Origin of the sequence: Mycobacterium sp. UNC410CL29Cvi84 (assembly GCF_000686745.1) — a bacterium.
Lineage (GTDB): Bacteria > Actinomycetota > Actinomycetes > Mycobacteriales > Mycobacteriaceae > Mycobacterium > Mycobacterium mucogenicum_B.
Genome location: NZ_JMLM01000001.1, coordinates 431,370 through 446,698, shown reverse-complemented (window position 1 = coordinate 446,698; position 15,329 = coordinate 431,370). Strand labels below are relative to the sequence as shown.

15 protein-coding genes are annotated in these 15,329 nt (G+C 67.8%); 10 read left to right on the top strand and 5 right to left on the bottom strand.

Annotated elements, in window-relative coordinates:
- Positions 1–19: 19 nt before the first annotated feature.
- Genes BR47_RS0102260 through BR47_RS0102250 form a run of 3 tightly spaced genes read right to left on the bottom strand, consistent with a single transcriptional unit; the run spans position 20 to position 2,440 of the window.
- Positions 20–349 carry a hypothetical protein gene (locus BR47_RS0102260; RefSeq protein WP_020103842.1) on the bottom strand — a complete coding sequence of 110 codons (330 nt, stop codon included), beginning with the start codon at positions 347–349 and terminating at the stop codon, positions 20–22.
- A 46-nt stretch (positions 350–395) separates the two neighbouring features.
- Positions 396–995, bottom strand: a complete 600-nt coding sequence (wrbA, locus tag BR47_RS0102255) for an NAD(P)H:quinone oxidoreductase (RefSeq protein WP_029118455.1) — start codon at positions 993–995, stop codon at positions 396–398.
- 14 nt (positions 996–1,009) lie between these two features.
- Positions 1,010–2,440 carry a phytoene desaturase family protein gene (locus tag BR47_RS0102250; RefSeq protein ID WP_029118454.1) on the bottom strand — a complete coding sequence of 477 codons (1,431 nt, stop codon included), beginning with the start codon at positions 2,438–2,440 and terminating at the stop codon, positions 1,010–1,012.
- Between the two features lie 76 nt (positions 2,441–2,516).
- Here BR47_RS0102250 and serA point away from each other — a divergent pair, with 76 nt between their 5' ends.
- Genes serA through BR47_RS0102235 form a run of 3 tightly spaced genes read left to right on the top strand, consistent with a single transcriptional unit; the run spans position 2,517 to position 5,693 of the window.
- Complete coding sequence (gene serA / locus BR47_RS0102245; protein WP_020103839.1) at positions 2,517–4,103, top strand: phosphoglycerate dehydrogenase; 1,587 nt, start codon at positions 2,517–2,519, stop codon at positions 4,101–4,103.
- Entirely contained in the window at positions 4,100–5,110 is a 1,011-nt protein-coding gene (locus BR47_RS0102240; protein ID WP_029118453.1) for a 3-isopropylmalate dehydrogenase, read from the top strand. The genes serA and BR47_RS0102240 overlap by 4 nt, the downstream gene beginning before the upstream one ends.
- A 13-nt stretch (positions 5,111–5,123) precedes the next feature.
- Positions 5,124–5,693 (top strand): hypothetical protein, encoded by a 570-nt coding sequence (locus tag BR47_RS0102235; RefSeq protein WP_029118452.1) that lies wholly within the window; start codon positions 5,124–5,126, stop codon positions 5,691–5,693.
- 3 nt (positions 5,694–5,696) lie between these two features.
- On the opposite strand, the gene BR47_RS0102230 is transcribed toward BR47_RS0102235, so the two are convergent.
- Positions 5,697–8,942, bottom strand: a complete 3,246-nt coding sequence (locus tag BR47_RS0102230) for an arabinosyltransferase domain-containing protein (RefSeq protein ID WP_081831167.1) — start codon at positions 8,940–8,942, stop codon at positions 5,697–5,699.
- Positions 8,943–9,012: 70 nt separating this feature from the next.
- Between BR47_RS0102230 and BR47_RS0102225 the strand changes: the two genes are divergently transcribed.
- The 7 genes from BR47_RS0102225 (at position 9,013) to BR47_RS0102195 (ending at position 13,781) form a co-directional block, all read left to right on the top strand.
- Entirely contained in the window at positions 9,013–9,618 is a 606-nt protein-coding gene (locus BR47_RS0102225) for a TetR/AcrR family transcriptional regulator (protein WP_029118450.1), read from the top strand.
- 100 nt (positions 9,619–9,718) lie between these two features.
- On the top strand, positions 9,719–10,600 hold the full coding sequence (gene bla, locus BR47_RS0102220; protein ID WP_029118449.1) for a class A beta-lactamase: 882 nt from the start codon (positions 9,719–9,721) through the stop codon (positions 10,598–10,600).
- Positions 10,601–10,609: 9 nt separating this feature from the next.
- Positions 10,610–11,884 carry a DUF7373 family lipoprotein gene (locus BR47_RS0102215; protein ID WP_029118448.1) on the top strand — a complete coding sequence of 425 codons (1,275 nt, stop codon included), beginning with the start codon at positions 10,610–10,612 and terminating at the stop codon, positions 11,882–11,884.
- A 78-nt stretch (positions 11,885–11,962) separates the two neighbouring features.
- On the top strand, positions 11,963–12,589 hold the full coding sequence (locus BR47_RS0102210) for a dihydrofolate reductase family protein (RefSeq protein WP_029118447.1): 627 nt from the start codon (positions 11,963–11,965) through the stop codon (positions 12,587–12,589).
- Positions 12,590–12,600: 11 nt separating this feature from the next.
- On the top strand, positions 12,601–12,891 hold the full coding sequence (locus tag BR47_RS0102205; RefSeq protein ID WP_141772144.1) for a hypothetical protein: 291 nt from the start codon (positions 12,601–12,603) through the stop codon (positions 12,889–12,891).
- A gap of 15 nt (positions 12,892–12,906) precedes the next feature.
- A complete protein-coding gene (locus BR47_RS0102200; RefSeq protein ID WP_029118445.1) occupies positions 12,907–13,191 on the top strand; it encodes a hypothetical protein in 285 nt (94 codons plus the stop codon).
- Positions 13,192–13,310: 119 nt separating this feature from the next.
- Positions 13,311–13,781 carry a DIP1984 family protein gene (locus BR47_RS0102195; protein WP_029105773.1) on the top strand — a complete coding sequence of 157 codons (471 nt, stop codon included), beginning with the start codon at positions 13,311–13,313 and terminating at the stop codon, positions 13,779–13,781.
- 290 nt (positions 13,782–14,071) lie between these two features.
- Here the strand turns inward: BR47_RS0102195 and BR47_RS29455 are convergent, their stop codons facing one another.
- Positions 14,072–15,301, bottom strand: coding sequence for an MFS transporter (locus tag BR47_RS29455; protein WP_020103826.1), 1,230 nt, complete (start codon positions 15,299–15,301; stop codon positions 14,072–14,074).
- Positions 15,302–15,329: the final 28 nt, after the last annotated feature.

Sequence of the window (15,329 nt, the reverse complement as noted above, 5' to 3'; positions counted from 1 at the left end):
TTCGGCGTTTCTGGGCGTCTCAGTACAACGCGTACCCGATGCCCGCCAGCGCGCGGGCGACGTTGCGGCCGTCGGCGCTGCCCGGCAGCTTCACGGACCGGTCGATGTCGAGGCCCTCGCCGGCCACCCCGTAGAAGTCGGTGGACACGGGATCATCGGGCTCGGGCGGTTCGATGCGGCCATCTGGGTAGATGGCCTGGGCGCGCATGGCCCACATGCTCCGTTCGGCCGCGATCACGTGATACCCGCACAACGGCGGGCGCATCTGATAGAGCTCCAGATCGCCGACGGCGAACCAGCGCTCATTGGGTACCGCGCCCACCAGCCGGGCTGTGCCTGCGAACGTCACCCCTCAACCGTAAGTCGGCCGACAGGGGTGTCCCGACGCCAAATTTCTACCCGCCCAACCGGTCCGCGACCGTGACGACCCGCCGCGCCAGGTGGTCCAGCGCGGCGTAGGTGTTGTCGTCGAACTGGCGGATGTTGTCGTGATTGGCCAGCAGGCTCACGCCGTACGGGTTGCCGTCGGCGAACTTGAGCGGGTCGGTGTAGCCGGGCGGCACGATGATGCCGCCCCAGTGCATGAGCGTGATGTAGAGCGACAGCAGCGTCGTCTCCTGGCCGCCGTGTGCGGTGTTGGTCGAGGTGAACCCGGCGTACACCTTGTCGGCCAACACACCCTTCGACCACAGGCCGCCGAGGGAATCGAGGAATCCCCGCAGCTGCGATGCGACCGAGCCGAAACGGGTCGGCGAACCGAAGATCACCGCGTCGGCCCAGACGATGTCGTCGCCCGTGGCGACCGGAAGATCTTTGGTCGCTTCGTAATTCGCGGTCCAGGCCGGGTTGTGTGCGAAGGAATCGGGGGTTGCGGTCTCGGCGACGGGCCGCAGCCGCACCTCGGCACCCAGCGATTCGGCGGTGCTCGCGATGCGCTGCGCCATGGACGTGCCGTGCCCGGTCGCGGAGTAGAAGATCACAGAAAGCTTGGCCATGCGCCAAGCCAACACTATGGCGCGAGCGACGGCAGCGTCTTCACCCCGAATTCACGACGCAGTACGGTGCGCGCGGCGTACAGGCCGGCCATCCCGTGCACGCCGGTGCCCGGCGGGGTGGCCGACGAACACAGGTATGCCTTGGGGATCGGCGTGGTCCACGGGTTGGCCCGCAGCGTCGGCCCGACCATCGCGGCCTTGAGCGTCGCGCCGCCGACGATGATGTCGCCGCCGACGTAATTCGCGTTGTACCGCGACATCTCGGCTGCCGGCACCGCCCGGGCCGCCAGCACCAGATCGCGGAAACCCGGTGCGGCGTCTTCAAATAACGCGATCACGGTCTCGGTCTGGTCGACGGTCGAGCCCGCGGGCACATGACAGTAGGTCCACAGGGGTCGCCGGCCCTGGGCGTCGATGCGCGACGGATCGGCGAGGTGCGGCAGCGAGGCCAGTGTCATGGGGTGCTCGGCATGGCGGCCCTGCCAGATTTCGCGCTCGGCGTGCGCCATCTGGGCCCGAGTGCCCCCGAGGTGGACGGTCGGCGACGACGCCATGCGCGGGTCGCGCCACGGGATTTCGCCGGACAGCACGAAGTCGATCTTGCAGACGCCGGGACCGAACTTGTAGCGCCGCAGCGCTTTTGCATACCGGTCGGGAACGGCCGGGCCGTAGATGTCGAGCAGCGCGGTCGGCGAGGTGTCGTAGATGACGACGCCGCCGGGCGGGCTCGTGACAGGGGAGCCGGTGATGAGCTCGCCGCCATGCGCGCGCAGATCGGCGATGAGGGCGTCGGTGATCGTCTGGGTGCCGCCGACGGGGACCGGCCAGCCCGCCGTGTGCGCGACAGTGCTGAGCATGATGCCCGCGCCGCTGTTGACGGGCGACGGCATGGGGTGGATGGCGTGGGTCCCGACGCCGGTGAACAGGGCCTGGGCATCGTCGCCGCGCAGCAGATGCCACGCCGGACTGCCCTGGGCCAGCACGCGCAGCCCGGCACGGACGGTGCTCGGCAGGTCCGGCGGCAGCGACCGCTTGTCGCCGAGGAAGAAGCCGAGGACGCCGTCGACGTGCTCGACCAGCGGGCCCAGCAGCCGTCGCCACGATGAGCCGTGTTCGAGCTCGGCGCAGGTGCGGTCCAGCGAGTGGTAGGCGATCGCGGCCGGGCGTCCGGCGAGCGGATTGGCATAGGAGATCTCCGGCGTCACCATCTCCACCCCGCGGGCCGCGAGGTCGAATTCCGCGAAGAACGGCGATGCCACGCCCAGCGGATGCACCGCCGAGCAGACGTCGTGCAGGACACCGGGAAACTCGGGGTCAGGGGCACTGCGGGCGCCGCCGCCCGGAGTCGGCTGACCTTCGATGACCCGGACCGACAGCCCGGCTCGCGCGCAGATGACGGCCGCGGCCAGTCCGTTGGGCCCACTACCGACGACGGTGACGTCCACCACTCGATCCTAGGGAGCGGGAAGTCAAGGTAACCGCGATTGGAATGCGCGCAACCTGGACCACTAGTCTGTGCGCGTGAGCCTTCCTGTCGTACTCATCGCTGACAAACTCGCCGAATCGACCGTCGCCGCCCTCGGCGACCAGGTAGAGGTCCGTTGGGTCGACGGACCCGACCGCGAGAAGCTGCTGGCCGCCGTGCCGGAAGCCGACGCCCTTCTGGTGCGCTCGGCCACCACGGTGGACGCCGAGGTGCTGGCCGCCGCGCCCAAGCTCAAGATCGTCGCCCGCGCCGGCGTCGGCCTGGACAACGTCGACGTAGACGCCGCCACCGCGCGTGGCGTGCTGGTCGTCAACGCCCCCACTTCGAACATCCACAGCGCCGCCGAGCACGCCCTGGCGCTGCTGCTCTCGACGGCCCGCCAGATCCCGGCCGCCGACGCCACGCTGCGCGAGCACACCTGGAAGCGCTCCAAGTTCTCGGGCACCGAGATCTTCGGCAAGACCGTCGGCGTCGTGGGTATGGGCCGTATCGGCCAGCTCGTCGCGCAGCGCCTGGCCGCGTTCGGCGCGCACATCGTGGCCTACGACCCCTACGTCTCGCAGGCCCGTGCCGCCCAGCTGGGTATCGAGCTGTTGAGCCTCGATGAGCTTTTGGGTCGCGCTGATTTCATCTCGGTGCACCTGCCCAAGACCAAGGAAACCGCCGGCCTCATCAACAAGGAAGCGCTGGCCAAGACCAAGCCGGGCGTCATCATCGTCAACGCCGCCCGCGGTGGCCTGATCGACGAGCAGGCCCTGGCCGACGCGATCACCAGCGGCCACGTCCGCGGCGCCGGCCTCGACGTCTTCGCCACCGAGCCGTGCACCGACAGCCCGTTGTTCGAGCTGCCGCAGGTCGTCGTGACCCCGCACCTGGGTGCCTCCACCGAAGAGGCCCAGGACCGTGCCGGCACCGACGTCGCCGCGAGCGTGAAGCTGGCGCTGGCCGGCGAGTTCGTGCCGGACGCCGTCAACGTCGGCGGCGGTGTCGTCGGTGAAGAGGTCGCCCCGTGGCTCGACCTGGTGCGCAAGCTGGGCCTGCTGGTCGGTGCGCTGGCGCCGGCGCTCCCGGCCTCGCTGAACGTCGAGGTGCTCGGCGAGCTGGCGTCGGAAGACGTTGAGATTCTGAAGCTTTCGGCGATGCGTGGCCTGTTTTCGGCTGTCATCGAGGACCAGGTGACGTTCGTCAACGCGCCGGCGCTGGCCGCCGAGCGTGGTGTCGAGGCCGTCCTCACCACCGAGACCGAGAGCCCCAACCACCGCAGCGTCGTCGACGTGCGCGCCGTGGCCGCCGACGGTTCGGTCGTCAACGTGTCGGGCACCCTGAGCGGCCCGCAGCTGGTCGAGAAGGTCGTCCAGATCAACGGCCGCAACCTGGACCTGCGCGCCGAGGGCGTCAACCTGATCCTCAACTACGGCGACCAGCCGGGTGCCCTGGGCAAGATCGGCACGCTGCTCGGTGCCGCCGAGGTCAACATCCTGGCGGCCCAGCTGTCGCAGGACGCCGACGGTTCGGGCGCGACGATCATGCTGCGCCTGGACCGCGAGGTGCCGGCCGAGGTGCTCAGCGCGATCGGCGAGGCCGTCGGCGCGACCACGCTGGAACTGGTGGATCTGTCGTGAAGCTCGCCGTCATTGCCGGTGACGGCATCGGCCCCGAGGTCATCGGCGAGGCACTGAAGGTCCTCGACGTCGTGCTGCCCGGTGTCGAGCGCACCGAGTACAACGTGGGCGCCAAGCGCTACCACGAAACCGGCGAGACCCTGCCCGAGGGCATGGTCGACGAGCTCAAGACGCACGACGCAATCCTGTTGGGCGCCATCGGCGATCCGTCGGTGCCCAGCGGCGTGCTCGAGCGCGGCCTGCTGCTGACCATGCGGTTCGCCCTGGATCACCATGTGAACCTGCGGCCGTCGCGGCTGTTCGCAGGCGTCGACAGCCCGCTGGCCGGTAACCCGGACATCGACTTCGTCGTCGTCCGCGAGGGCACCGAGGGGCCGTACACCGGCACCGGTGGCGCCATCCGCGTCGGCACCCCGCACGAGGTGGCCACCGAGGTGTCCACCAACACGCGGTTCGGTGTGGAGCGCGTGGTGCGCTACGCGTTCGAGAAGGCCCGGACGCGGCGTAAGCACCTGACCCTGGTGCACAAGAACAACGTGCTGGCGTTCGCCGGCTCGCTGTGGACGCGCACGGTCGACGAGATCGGGGCCGAGTACCCGGACGTCCAGACCGCTTACATGCACGTGGACGCCGCGACCATCTACATGGTGACCGATCCGGGCCGCTTCGACGTGATCGTCACCGACAACCTGTTCGGCGACATCATCACCGACCTGGCCGCGGCCGTCTCCGGCGGCATCGGCCTGGCGGCATCGGGCAACATCGACGCGACGGGCACCAACCCGTCGATGTTCGAGCCGGTGCATGGCAGCGCACCCGACATCGCCGGCCAGGGTCTTGCCGACCCGACCGCCGCCATCATGAGCGTGGCGCTGCTGCTGACCCACCTCGGGGAGACCGACGCCGCGGCCCGCGTGGACAAGGCTGTCGCCGAGCACCTTTCGACGCGCGGCGACGCCAAACTGTCGACGTCGGAGACCGGCGAGCGGATTCGCAGCTTCCTGTAATGCCGTGAGCGGCATGACCGGCCTTGCCACCCTCACCAGGCAGTGCTGGCTGTTCGCCATCGGCTCGACGTTCTTCGCGCTGGCCACGGTCCCGGGGTTTCCCTCGGTGGCCGGGGCCGGAGCGACGAACGTGCTGTGCTTCATCGGGTCGTGGTTCTTCACCACCGCCGCCCTGATGCAATACGTGCTGGCCCCGCCGGGGATCCAATGGTGGTCGGCGGCAATCCAATTCATGGGCACCGTGCTGTTCAACGTCAGCACGGGTGCGGCGGTGTGGGCGCATGCAGTGCTCGCCGAACGGCGTTACGTCTGGGCGCCCGACGCCGCCGGATCGCTGGCCTTCCTGCTCAGTGGTCTGCTGGCGGTCATGGTCGTCGGCTTGTGGTCGCCGAAATCCGTTGCCTGGCAGGCATCGTGGATCAACATGATGGGCTGCGTCGCGTTCCAGGTCTCGGCGCTGGCGGCGTTCGTCCGCAAGACCGGCGTCACGGTCGACGAGTGGCTCGCCAACTTCGGGACGTTTGTCGGGGCACTGTGCTTCCTGGTGGCCGCGCTGTTGGTGCGGCCTCGGCACCCGCGCTAGGTGTCACGGCCCGATACGGATCGGGCCGGGGCTCCACAGCCCGCTGCGGGTCGCGGTCCCGAGGTCCAGACGTGCTTCGGGCGCATCGACGACCGGTGTGTATCTGCGCAGTGATCCCCAGTCTCGTCCCCAGTCCCGCGACAGGTAGGTCGGCATGACGTGGGCGCGCAGCAGAAGATCGGTGATGCCGAGTGGGCCGCCGTTCTCGCCGGATTGCCAGGTGTCGGGCATTTCGATCTTGGCGGGATAGTCCGGGGAGATGCGGTAAGTGGGGACCTGGGTGACGCCGTTGGCGTGCAACATGGGCTGCTGGCACGGGAACACCAGGCCCACCGCCCAGTCGAGGAGGATCGGTTGGGTTGAGCCGAGATACTCCTGAACTGAACGCAATTCGGGGACACGCGGCGGGGTGACGGCCACCCAGTCGCCGACGTCCAGCGACTGGTCTACGGCAATGATCCGGACGTAACGGGCGTCGGCGGGGATTGCGGCGCGGGGGAAGCGCAGGTCGCGCCAGGCCGGTTGCGGGCCGATGTCGTACGGCGTGAGTCGGCCACGCGCGGTCGGTGCGCCGTCGGGGCCGGGTGTGCCGTATTCGAGTGCGACGGTCTGGGCGTCGGTATGCCCCGACAGGACACTGTTGCCGGTGATGGTGCCGGCCGCGGTGACCACGACCAGTGGGTGGGCGGCGTCGGCGGCGGGGAGCCGGTACCAGGCGGACGCGAGCGTGCTGAGGCGCTGCGGGCCGTAGCCGAAGCTGCCGGCGACCGGCACCCGCGCGGGGTCGAGGCCGTAGGGCAACACGACGCCGGAGCCGTTGACTCCGGGAGCGTCGAGAGCGGTGGGCGCGTCCCAGTCGTAGTCGGTCCCTGATTTGGGGTGATCCTGCCAAACCGACTCTGCCAGTGTGTGTTCGGGTACACCGTTCGGATCGAAGCCGATCGGATCGGTGCCACCCAGCGGCCCCAGGGGGCCGTAGTTTCCGGGGACCGGCGTCAGGAATCCGCTGTTGGCGTCCGGTTCGACCAGGACGTCATCGGCCAGCCCGCAGCCGCCGGCGAGCTCGCGCAGGTTGGCCCAGCCATTGGAGTAGCTGGGGTATTCCTTGATGGCTCCGTACAGCATCGACCCGACACAGACCAGCACCATGAACCCGGCCGCGATCGGCACGGGCGCGACGGTCAGTAGCCGGGTGAAGCGGGATTCGCGGTCGGCGGGCGCGGCCAGATGCAGCCGGCCCGCGTAGCCGGCGGTCAGCACAGAGAGTGCGAACAGGACGGCGCTCACGGTGACCGGCCCCAGATGGGGGCTGCTGTCGTTGAACGGCACGCCGTAGCTGGAGACGTACCAGAAGCCGTTGGTGGAGGCGAAACACAATGCCAGGACGAACAATACGGCCGACAGGAACGCCATCCGGTTGCGCGGCGAACGAAGTACCGCCGGACCGAGCAGCACGGTGGCCACCGCCGCCATCGCGGCGCCCACGGCGGCAAACAGCCCGAAGTGGTGGATCCATTTCGTCGGGGCGAAGGTGAGCAGGAACAAGGTGGCGAAGATGACGCCGATCAGTCGCCAGACGGGACCGGTGGCGACGCCCGGAATTCGTTTGCGGCGCAACAACATCAGCATTGAAGGGAAGACGCAGGCGATGGTCATCAAGATTCCGAAGCGGCGCGACAGGGCGGCGTCGGTGGTCGGCAGAATCAGATAGAAGTAGCGCAGGTTCTCGGTGTACCAGGGTTGGGCGGGTCCGATGGCGGTGCGTACCGCGGTCGCCTCGCGTACCGCCGCCAGGGTCTGGTCGGCGAACACGATGGTCAGCACGACGAATCCGGCTGCGGCAAGCGGTAACAGCGCGGGCCAGATCCCGATCGTCCGGGCTCGGATCACGATTATCCGGACGATCGGTCGACCGGCGGCCAACAGAACGGCGACGGCGATGATCCCGGTGGGCTGGATGCCCAGCGTGAAAGCCGCCACGATGATCGCCAGCCCCACCGGTGTGAGTCGGCGCGTCGCGATGGCCCGTTCGACCAGGACGTACGTGATGAGAGCGCCGGTAGCGATCTGACCTTCGGGACGCAATCCATTGTTGAACGGCATCCACGCCGCGATGAACACCAGGGCAGCCGCCCACACTGCCGGCTTGCTTCTGGCGACGGCGGGACCGAGTCGGGGGAGCACTTCTCTGGACAGCAGCAGCCAGCACACCAGTGCACAGATGAGGTCCGGCAGGCGCAGCCACAGACTGGCGTGGCTGACGCGGGTCATCGCGGCGATCAGGTCGTAGTACCAGCCGAACGGATCCTCGGGGCTGCCGAACCAGCGGAAGTAGTTGGCCATGTAGCCGGCGTGACTTGCCGTGTTGGACATGCCGAACTGGTAGCCGTCGTCTGAGGAACCCGCGCCGGCGACGTACCAGAACACCGACACCGCGATCACCGTGGCATCCACTGCGGTGAACGCCCGCCAGCGCACGGGAATGAGCCGCCGGGCGCGACGGCCGTCGAGGCGATCCAGGCGCCACAACGCCAGTAGCGCAACGATTGTGCCCGCGATACCGGCCAGCATCGCCGCCGCTTTCAACGCCGAGGGAGAGCTGGTGAATCGGGTGTCGACGGTGGCCGAGAAGGTGAGTCCGTCCGGGGCGGGACCGGCCAGATCGGTGAACAGGCCGACGATCTGGGGGCGCAGGTTCGGGTCGGTGAAACCGCCGCCCAGCGCCGCACCGGTTCCGGGATCACTGAGGCCGATGATCGAGGCGAACGTGCCTGCCGTCGACGACGACAGCTGCAACCGCCGGCATTGCGGGTCGCTGAAGCGGCTGCGCGGCACGCTGAGGATGACGATGTTGCGTGCGACCACGTCGACGCGCTGCTCGGTGGCGGTGACGAAGAGCCCGTTGAGCATCGCCTGCTTACCTGCCGCAGGCGCCGTCCCCAGGATCAGGCCGCCGGCGGCCGGCACTTCGCGAATCAGCGTGCACGGCACCGATGCCGCCAGCGATACCGGCGTCAACGAGAGCAGGGGTGCGGTGACGTTGCCCAGCTGCCCGCCTTGCGGCCAGTTCAGCGTCGCGGTCGTCTGCACCACCGGTAGCACCGGAATCATGACGCTGGCAACGAATCCCACCAGGCCGGCCACGATCGCCACCCACCGGGTTCGGCGCAGCGGGCGGTCGGCACCGGCCAGTGGGGTCTCGGGCTCGTCGTTGGTCACCGAGTCGGCGTCATCGCGCACCAGGCTCACCGAGCGCCCCCCGCCCTCGTGTTCACACCCACCACACCATCAGTATTCGAAGCAACTGTTACAGTCAAGCGTGCCGAGGCCATTCGACCACGCGAAACGCGAAGAGCTATTGGTCACTGCCGGCGCCATTTTGGCGCGCACCGGGGTGGTCGACACCTCGTTGCGCGAGCTCGCATCTCAGCTCGGGACCAGTGCCCGGATGCTCGTGTACTACTTCGGTACCAAAGAGAACCTCATGCTCGAAGTCTTGAACCGGCAACAGCGTGCGGCGATACCGGCCACCGAGGAGCTGGACCTGCCGGATTCCGTTGCCGCACATCGGCAATGGTGCTTCGACGACTGGTATGAGTGCACCCGCGGAGACCGCCGCGACAGTCTGCGCATCGTGCTGCAGATCTTCGGCGCCGCATGTGGGGTCGACAGTCCCTACCGCGAATACACCTGGGACACCCTGTCGCTGCTGACGCGCAATTCGAAGGCGCGCCTGCTCGCCCTGGGGATGCCCGACCACGTCGCCGAAACTCGCTCGCGGATCGCGCTGGCCACCTTCCAGGGCTTGATCATCGAGTACTTCACCGCACCCGACCCGTCCTTTGTCGACGAGACGTTCACCAGATTCGTCGACGAGTTCCTGCTCGCGCCGTTCGCTGCCACTGAGTCGGACGACCGGGCGTAACCGGTTGGGAGCCAAAAGAAGGCGTGGCTGCGTGGCAGGTGTGCTCCGGTGGAGCACCCCGCGTTGGCGTGGCGCGCCGATACATGGTTGGCTGGGATGCGTGGGGGTATCGCTGAGCCGACGGGATTTCATCGTCGGGTTGGCCGCCACGGGCGTGCTGGCCGGGTGCCAGCCCACCAAGGCGGACGAGCCGACCAGCTTCGAAGAACTGGAAGATCGCTATCAGGCGATAATCGGCGTCTACGCAGTTGATTTGGAGTCTTCGGCGACGGTCGAGCACCGTCCCGACGAGCGGTTCGCGATCTGCTCGACATTCAAAGCGTATGCGGCGGCACGCATCCTGCAGATGGCCAAGGCGGGTCAGGCGAATCTCGATGCCATGGTGCCGATCACCACCGCGGACATCGTTGTCAACTCGCCGGTGCTGGGCCCCGCGGTCGGGGCGCGGATGCCACTACGGGACATTTGTGCGGCGGCCCTGACCCAGAGCGACAACGCCGCAGGCAACATCATGTTGCGGACCATCGGCGGGCCGTCCGCCCTGACGGATTTCGCCCGCTCGATCGGCGATTCGCAGACGCGGCTGGATCGCTGGGAACCGGACCTCAACGAGGCGGCGCCCGGCGACCTCCGCGACACCACCACGCCACGGGCCCTGTGCGGCGGGTACCGCGCGATTCTCGTCGGCGATGCATTGCCGGGTGCGGCGCAGTTTCAGCTGCAACGGTGGATGGGCGAGACGGCGACGTCCACCAGGCGTTTTCGCGCGGGTCTGCCCGAGGGATGGACCAGCGCGGACAAGACCGGCAGCGGCGACTACGGGTCGACCAACGACGCCGGCATGCTCATCGGACCCAAACGCGAGCGGGTCATGCTCACGGTGTTGATCCGCACCCGCACCGTGCGGCGGGACGCCGGGCCGTTCAACGAGGCGGTCGCGGAGTGCGTGCGATCAGTGCTGGCGCGCCTCGGCCACAGTTAGTGTTGGATCGTGGGGATCCGGAACCTGGCGTTGGCCGTGGTCACGTGCGTGTGCGTGATCGCCGGCTGCTCGACGGCCACGACCGGCACCGCGCGGTTCGGCGGCTCCCTGAGCGACCCCGAACCCGACGTCAGCCAACTGCGGACCGGTAACTACCAGATCAAGCCGAGCACCCCGTTCTTCAGCGCCGGCCCCAACCCGCTCACGCAGTCGATCGTCGAATCCACCCGCATGGCCGAATACGTCGTCGGGCCTTGGGAAATCGATGCGTCGGTGACGAAACCGGGGGCGATCGGGACCGGCACCATGACGTCGGAGTTCGGCGTCGACAACATCCTCGGGGTGTCCAAAGACAATGTCATGCAGGGCATTGCCAGGGCGCACAACCTGGTTGCCGGTTTCGGGTCGTACCGGTCATCCGGGTCCAAAGACTCTGATCTGGAAATCCAGAATGCGGTGCTGATGTTCCCCGATGATGCCCAGGCGGCCGCGGCCGCGGGTGAGTTCACCGCGCAGTTCGGCCCGATCGTGGCCACTCCGTTCCCGACGTATCCGGTCCAGATCTCGGTCGGTGTCGGGACGGTGCCGGCGCTCGGCGCGGACTACGGCACGGGCGCCAGTGGCGTCGCGGCATACACCGCGCAGGGGCGGTTTGTGCTGTACCAATTCGTCAGTGCCAAAGCCACCAAGTCGACCAATGCGCCGCTGCGGGCCAAGCTGCTGGCTTCCGACCTGCTCGGCAGGCAGCAATCGCTGATCAAGAGCTTCGTGCCGACCGAACCGGCGAAACTCGCTGACCTGCCCAAAGATCCGAGCGACGACCAGTTGTTGTCGAAGACGATCACCACCCCCGATCGGCAGCAGGGGGTGCTGATCGGGACGTGGCGACCGCGGGCATGGCTGCATTTCGAATCCGACCCGGTGAGCATGACCACCCAGTTCGAACGTGCCGGCGTTCAGTGGGTGACGCAGCGGTGGGGCCGGGTCTACCAGGCGCCCAATGCGGATTCGGCCGCGCAGCTGCTGGACGCCACCAGCGCTTTGACCATGACGAATCCGGACGTGCAGATGGCGGGGCCGGTGCCGGGGTTCCCCGGCGCGCGGTGTTTCGAGCACCTTCGCGACTTCGCGCGCCCGGATGCCACCGTGACATGGCGCATCCTGGGGTGGCATTACAGCTGCCTCGCGCGTACCGACAGATTTGTGTTCCAGGTCTTCGCCGACGACGAAACTGCTGTGGACCAACAGATTTCGGCGCAGTACCGGGTGCTGTCCGGGAAGTAGCCGGCCGCTCCGATGAGTTTCGCCGAGTCCGATGGTCTACCTCACTGACAGACACCACCGACTCGTCAGGAGCCAGAAATGGGCCAGATTCACCTCGCGCTGTTCGCCACCCTCGACCTCGTCGGGCAGGCGCCCGGCGGTCCCGGAGAAGACGCCGACGGCGGTTTTCCGTTCGAAGGGTGGCAGGCACCGCTGATCGACGATGTGTCGGGGGAGCAGGTCGGCGCCGCGTACGAGGGCACCGATGCACTGCTGCTGGGCCGGCGGACATACGACATCTTCGCGGGTTACTGGCCGCACCAGGATGACGAATTCGCCGACATGTTCAATCGCATTCCCAAGTACGTCGCCTCGCGCGGCACGCCGGACCTGTCGTGGTCGGGTTCGTCGCAGATCGGCGCGGATTTGGTGACCGAAGTGCGCGAAATCCGCGAACGCCACGAGCACGTGAAGGTGGTCGGGAGTTTGAACTTCGTACAGACCCTGTTGCGCGAAAAACTGTTTGATCGCATCGACCTGTGGGTGCATCCTATTGTGCTGGGGGTCGGCAAGAAAGTGTTCGACGGCGGCGCGGTGCCGTCCAATCTGACGCTGCTCAAGGACCCGGTATCCAGCCCGGCCGGCATCGTGTACCTGCAGTACGGGCTGGCCGAGGGCGTGCCGGCGACGGGGGATATGAGTGCACCGGATCGGGGGGACGTTTGACTGGTAGGGACTTGACGCGCGGCGTACTCGCCGGCGCGGTCTTAGGGGGAATCGGCTGGGGTCTGCTGGCGGTCGGGGCCATGGGCCCCGGCGATGATCCGCACCTCGATCGGGTCGACGGAACGAATCTGACTGCAGCGGTGTGTCTTTCGCTGATATGCCTACTGATTGCGGCGCTGCTGTCGCGCGCACGGGTACTCACCAGCGTCGCCGTGGCACTGGTGGTCGCACCCGCGAGCGTTTGGTTCATTGTCGGTCTGCTGTACCTGCAGGCCGTTGCCACGGTGACGATGTATCGCTGACCAGAGGAGGTGGGTATGTCCTTCGAGCATGAAAGCACGCTCGATCCACGGATCGAGCGGGACGTTGATCCGCGATATCTGTTCGGTGGCTACGCGCTCGGCCTGGTCGTGATGTCGCCGGCGCCGTTGTTGTATTACTGGCTGTTCGCGCCGGCCGGCGCGTTACTGGTCGCCGCGGCAGCGGTTCTGGTTGCGACGGTGCGGCCACGGTTCGACGACGTGGCATGTGGCGCATTCTTCGCCGCCCTGTTCGGTCTGGTTGCGGTACTCGTACTGTTCTTTGTCGGCGCGCAGAACTGATCGCGGCCGGCGGGCCGGCCCGCTGAAAAATGCGTTGCCGGCCAACCCTTTTGCGCTCATCATGGTTCGGGCCGAGAAACGAATGCTCGGCCTGTGCCACGAGAAGCGAGGTGAAAATCATGAAGTTGGCAGAAGCTTTGTCGTTGCGTGCGAACGCGGTTCGCCGAATCGAGCAGTTGCGCGTGCGCGTGGTGGGTAATGCCCGGTTCCAGGAAGGCGAGGAGCCCGCCGAGGACGCCGCAGCGCTACTCGTCGAGATCGAAGGCGCGCTGGGCGATTACGAATCCCTGATCCGGCGGATCAACCTGACCAACGCGGCCAACTCGGTCGGGGCGGACGGCACGCTCACCGACGCACTCGGCCGGCGTGACGCGCTGCGGTTGCGGCACCACGTGCTGACCACGGCCGCGGACGCGGCAGCGGGCGCCAACCAGCATGGCTACTCGCGGCAGCTGCGTTCGGAACTGAAGATGTTGTCGGCCTTGTCTGTCGGCGATCTGCGGTCGCGGGCCGATCGCGTGGCGCAGGAGCTGCGCGAGCTCGACGTCCGAATCCAGAAGGCCAACTGGGAGATCGAGCTGCTGGACTGACAGCGGCATGGTGTAGCAGGTAGTTGTCGCGGAGGCGTGCACAAACCGCAAACGGCTCCTAACCGTTCCAGGCGCGCGGAGGGCAGTGCAAATGGGTTCGAATCCCGCCGGCACATCGCAGCCCAGCAGTGTGCACAGGTGACAGAGCACGGGGCACAACGCATCACCACGTGCAGATCTACGACAACGAGGGTGGGTACGGGGCCTACACCGCGATATCGCTGGGCAGCCAGCGCTGTGGCCTAGGCCGAGCGTGGGGGATTTCGAGGCGCCGGCGGCGCGTCGTCTCGTCAGGCCTCACGTTCGGCGTAGGAGTCGACGTCGGGAACGGGCTTGGCCCGCAACGGGTCTGCCGCGACCGGTACCAGCGGCACGGCCAGCACCGGGAACAGCGCGCACACCGCGAACGCCGCCGGGAACCCGAAGACTCCGATCAAGGCGCCGAATGCCGGCGGCACGATGCCTGCCGTCAGCAACTGCGCCGTGTTCTGCACACCCAACGCCCGGCCGCTCCAGAACGGCCCGGCGATCTCGGCAATCGCGGTGAAGGACAACCCGTTATCGGTCACCGTCACCACCGACGCGACCACCATCACGAACACCGCCACCGGCCAGTGCAGGTAGTCGCACAGCGCCAGCAGCCCCATGGTGGCACCGGCCAGAATCGCGATGACCCGCACCGGGTGCAGCCGCGATCCGGCGAGATCCGACCACCGGCCGGCGCCGATGCGCCCTGCGGCACCGCACAATTGGGCCACCGTCACCATCGTGCCCGCCGCTCCGGCGGACCAACCGTGCGCTGTCATCAGCCACACCAGTGAGAAGGTCCACACCAGGCACTGCGGCACGACCAGCAGCACCGACACCGCGTGGATGCGTGCCAGCGCCGACGACCCGCGGTAGGGATTGGCCAGATCGGTTGCGGGGGCGGAGGATCGGGGCGGCCGGGGCGGGTCGATGACGCCCAGCACGGTCACCACGGCGGCGACCAGACAGGCGATCGCGGGGAACAGCAGCGCGGCGGACACCCCTGACGACTCGGCCAGACGCGGAATCACCAAGGCGCCCAACCCGACTCCCAACGGCTGCGCCGTCTGGCGAATGCCCATCACCAGGCCGCGCTGCTCCGGCGGGAACCAGCCGACCACCAACCGGCCGCTCGCCGAATTGGAGCTCGCGGCCGCCATGCCGCCCAGCAACAAGAAGGCGCCGACCGCCACCAACGAGTCGGCCCAGGCCGCCGCGAACGCCGCCAACGACGTCAACAGTGACCCGACAACCAGAACGAACCGCTCACCGACCCGGTCGACGACCCAGCCCCAGGCGATCAGCGTCAGCACCATGCCGAAGCTCGGCATGGCCGAGACCAGCCCGGCGCGTGACAGGTCCAGCCCGCGTTCGCCATGCAGCGTCGGGATCAGGAAGGCCGCGCCGTTGATGAAGACGTTGGCGCACATCGTCGAACCGAGCGCGATCACCAGCATCGACCAGCGGCGGACGGCTGACACATTGGTGGCCATGGCTTCATGGTGCCACCGTGGTTCTCAA